The sequence below is a fragment of the Kitasatospora griseola genome (genome assembly GCF_014648555.1).
GTDB classification, from domain to species: Bacteria; Actinomycetota; Actinomycetes; order Streptomycetales; family Streptomycetaceae; genus Kitasatospora; species Kitasatospora griseola.
This window is the reverse complement of the sequence record NZ_BMRI01000007.1, coordinates 240,966-244,103: the sequence shown is the minus strand read 5'-3', so window position 1 is coordinate 244,103 and position 3,138 is coordinate 240,966. Positions and strand designations below refer to the sequence as shown.

4 protein-coding genes and 1 pseudogene are annotated in these 3,138 nt (G+C 69.2%); 3 read left to right on the top strand and 2 right to left on the bottom strand.

Going from position 1 to position 3,138, the window contains the following annotated elements:
* Both IEZ12_RS12155 and IEZ12_RS12150 read left to right on the top strand, forming a co-directional pair.
* Positions 1 to 404 (top strand): annotated as a pseudogene (locus IEZ12_RS12155) (hypothetical protein); the annotation flags it as partial.
* Positions 401 to 976 (top strand): HD domain-containing protein, encoded by a 576-nt coding sequence (locus tag IEZ12_RS12150; protein WP_189272043.1) that lies wholly within the window; start codon positions 401 to 403, stop codon positions 974 to 976. The pseudogene IEZ12_RS12155 and the gene IEZ12_RS12150, both read left to right, overlap by 4 nt.
* A 66-nt stretch (positions 977 to 1,042) precedes the next feature.
* Here IEZ12_RS12150 and IEZ12_RS12145 read toward each other — a convergent pair whose 3' ends face one another.
* Together IEZ12_RS12145 and IEZ12_RS12140 are read right to left on the bottom strand one after the other, a co-directional pair.
* Positions 1,043 to 1,261, bottom strand: a complete 219-nt coding sequence (locus tag IEZ12_RS12145) for a hypothetical protein (RefSeq protein ID WP_189272042.1) — start codon at positions 1,259 to 1,261, stop codon at positions 1,043 to 1,045.
* Between the two features lie 133 nt (positions 1,262 to 1,394).
* Positions 1,395 to 1,937: a hypothetical protein gene (locus IEZ12_RS12140; RefSeq protein ID WP_189272041.1), complete on the bottom strand. Its 543-nt coding sequence runs from the start codon at positions 1,935 to 1,937 to the stop codon at positions 1,395 to 1,397.
* Positions 1,938 to 2,395: 458 nt separating this feature from the next.
* On the opposite strand from IEZ12_RS12140, the gene IEZ12_RS12135 reads away from it, so the two are divergent.
* Positions 2,396 to 2,848, top strand: coding sequence for a hypothetical protein (locus IEZ12_RS12135; protein ID WP_189272040.1), 453 nt, complete (start codon positions 2,396 to 2,398; stop codon positions 2,846 to 2,848).
* Positions 2,849 to 3,138: the final 290 nt, after the last annotated feature.

Here is a 3,138-nt window from a genome sequence, read left to right as displayed (position 1 = left end):
GCTCGATCACCGACAACGACGACTTCGAAGCCGCGAACCTGAACTACTGGGCTCACTGGCTCGGGCTCGATTCACGTCCCCAGACCAGCGATGACTTCATGGCCGAGCAGGAACGCCCCGCGTGGGACGCGTCATCGCTGCTGCGGCAGTTCGCCATTCGGCTGGACCGCGCAGGCGAGTACACCGATCTGTACGTCCATTCGATCTGGGCACTCATGCTCACCCGCCGGGGCCTGGCCGACGCAGACCCCCGTACAGCCCGGGACCTGGCTGCACGAGTGCGCACGTTGCTGGACGGTGACGGTCTTTCAGGGCAGTCCCGCCGAGAGCTGGAGTCTGTGCACTACGGTCTGCGGGTAGGCGGATACAGCAACAACCGATCAAACAGCGAAGGACAGCGATGACGGACGACAAGCAGGCGAAGGGCACCGCTGGCTACCTGTTCGAGGCGGGCATGCTCAAGCGGGCGAAGCGCTCCGGCTGGTGGATCGCTGGGGTCAAGGATCCTGAGACGATCGCCGAACACTCCTTCCGAACGGGCATCGTGGGCGCAGTGCTCGCAATGATGGAGGGAGCCGACCCGGCCAAGGTCGCCCTGCTGTGCCTCTTCCACGACACCCAGGAGACCCGGGTCAGCGACATCCCCCACATCAGCCGGCGCTACCTCACCGCGGCCTCGAACGAACGCGTGACCGCCGATCAGGTCAGCGCCGCTCATCCGGCTGTCGTTGCCGGAGTACAGGCCATCGTGGAGGAGTACGAGAACGCCGAGAGCCTGGAGGTCGTCGTCGCCCATGACGCGGACAAGTTGGAGTGCCTGATCCAGGCAGTGGAGTACCGCGAGCAGGGCTACCAGAACGTCCAGCCGTGGATCGACAGCAGCCTCGGCAGCCTCAAGACCGAGTCGGCGCGCACCCTCGCCGAGGCCGCTCTGACCATGACGTCCTTGGAGTGGCAGAAGGTCTACCTCGGCTGACCGCTCACCTCCCCAGCCCCACTTCCGATGGAGGTGGGGTGCTCCGCGTCTTGCCGCACCGCTCGGTCACGACGAGGGGGTGGGGCCTGGTGTCACCCGGTACTGCTCCCGTTCTTTCGGGGGCGGGAGCGGGACGGTGATGGACAGTTCGACGGCGGCGACCTGGCGGGTGGGGTAGCCCAGGCGGCCGGCGGCGGCTCCGATCCAGGCTCCGGTGGTGTTCTTGGGCATCCAGACGCCGCCGTGTTTCTCCACGGTGCCGATCTGTCCGCCGAGGCCGGGCACGACCCGGTGGTGGCCTCGGCGGCCTTCGTAGTCGAGTTCGAAGAGTCGCTCGTTCCATCGGCCGTGGGGCAGCAGGTTGGCGGGGTTGATGGCCAGGGGTGTGTCCTTCCGTTCGATCGGGTCGGGGTGGGGTTTAGCACCAGCGGCCGGCGGGGCCGGTGGAGCACGGACGGGCGGGGGCCGTGGGGGTGGGGCCTGGTGTCGGCTGCCCGAGTTCGACTCCGTCGGCGAGCGGCTGGCGGACGGCGGCCTCGGTCTGGTGGCGGTGGGGGTGGCGGGAGAGGAAGTGGTCGTTCTCCTGGATCTCGTACATGTCCTGCGTGAAGTCGGCTTCGTTGAGCGTGACTTCGAAGCGTCGGTGGTGCCCGGCGCCTGTGACGGTCCAGCGGCTGGCACCCACCGCGGACCAGGTGAGGGTGATGTCCGCGCCGGTGCGGGCCCGCTGGGCGCGCTCGCGCTCGGCCTGCTCGTCGGCGAGGCGCTGACGCTTGGCTTCCTGCTCGGCCCGGTGCTGGCGCTCGGTGTCCTCGCGCAGCCGCAGGAACTCGGCGCGGGACCGGGCGGCTTGGTGTTCCAGCTCCAGGAGGTTCTGGCGGGCCTTCTCGCGGCGTCGGGCGGCTCCCTTGCCGCCCGGGGAGCGGGGGCAGCCCCGACCACCCTGGGCAGCCGCGCCCACCCCCACTGCCAGGCCGTGCCGATCTTCTCCCGTCGCTACCGACTCCCCGACGAGAACGCGAAGTTCGCCCGGATGTGGCAGGTCTTCGGGGGCGGCTCGCTGGCGGACTGGCGCACCTACTACGGCACTGCCTAGTGAATGGCGCGCTTCAGTAGCACTTCCCGGTGAACAACCTCCGTGGAGCTGCCGGTCCTCTCAACGTAGCGGTTCGCGCTCACCGCCTCCCAGCCCTGCGAGCCCAGAGTGTTCAGCTCCGAAAGATCGACGTTCCAGCCACGCACCCTTACGTCGATGATCTTGTACTCCCAGCTCGCTCCCACAGCTTCCCCTTCGCCCTCGCGGTGGCGTCCTATGTCGATGGTGACACGCCCACTCGTAGGCGCGCTGGGAGTTCAGCACGCTCTTCGGGCACCGACACCGCCCAATTGGCATACCCATCAACAGAACCTAGGAGAGACGTGCCCGAGACCCCGGCCCCGGCCGAGGCGATCCCCGGCGGCGTGGCCCACCCGGACACCCCGCCCACTGAGCCGGAACCCGAAGCCCCGGCCCCGAAGCCCTCGGAGCCGGACTACCGGGCGCTGTACGAGAAGATGCAGGCCGACCTGGACGCGACCCGCGAGCGCGGCCAGGAGGCCGGCGTGGAGGCGGACGAGCTTCGCGCGCAGGTCGCCCAGCTCCAGGAGCAGGCGATGCGCGACCGGATCGCCGCCGAGTACGCCCTGCCGCCGGTCCTCGCGGCTCTGGTCCAGGGCGGTGACGAGGACGCGGTGCGCCGGCACGCCGAACAGCTGGCCGCCGTCGCCGCGCCGAAGCCGCTGCTGGGTGCCGGGGGTCTGACCCCGCACGCTGAGCCCGATCCGTACAAGGGCCTCGCCGAGAAGCTGCGCCAGCGCCGCTACGGCATCTGACCCCACCCGCACCGCATGAGGCCGTCCCGCCCCGGGGCGGTCTTCCGTATCCCCGAGGAACAGCGCCATCTCTCTCAACCCCGCACGTGCCAACGCCTTCCAGAACCCTGACAAGCTCGTCGCCCAGGCTCTCGCGAACCTGAAGGACTCCGTGGTCCTGGCGAGCATGTTCGACCGCCGCTCGGCGGCCGAGTTCGTCAACGCCACCGGCCAGGTCATCTCGATCCGTCGACCCGCTCGCCTGAAGGGCGCGGAGGAGGCGATCGACGCCAAGCGAAAGTTCAACGACA

Coding starts and splice junctions, on each gene's coding strand:
- IEZ12_RS12150 (WP_189272043.1), top strand. CDS start 401: ATGACGGACGACAAGCAGGCGAAGGGCACCGCTGGCTACCTGTTCGAG.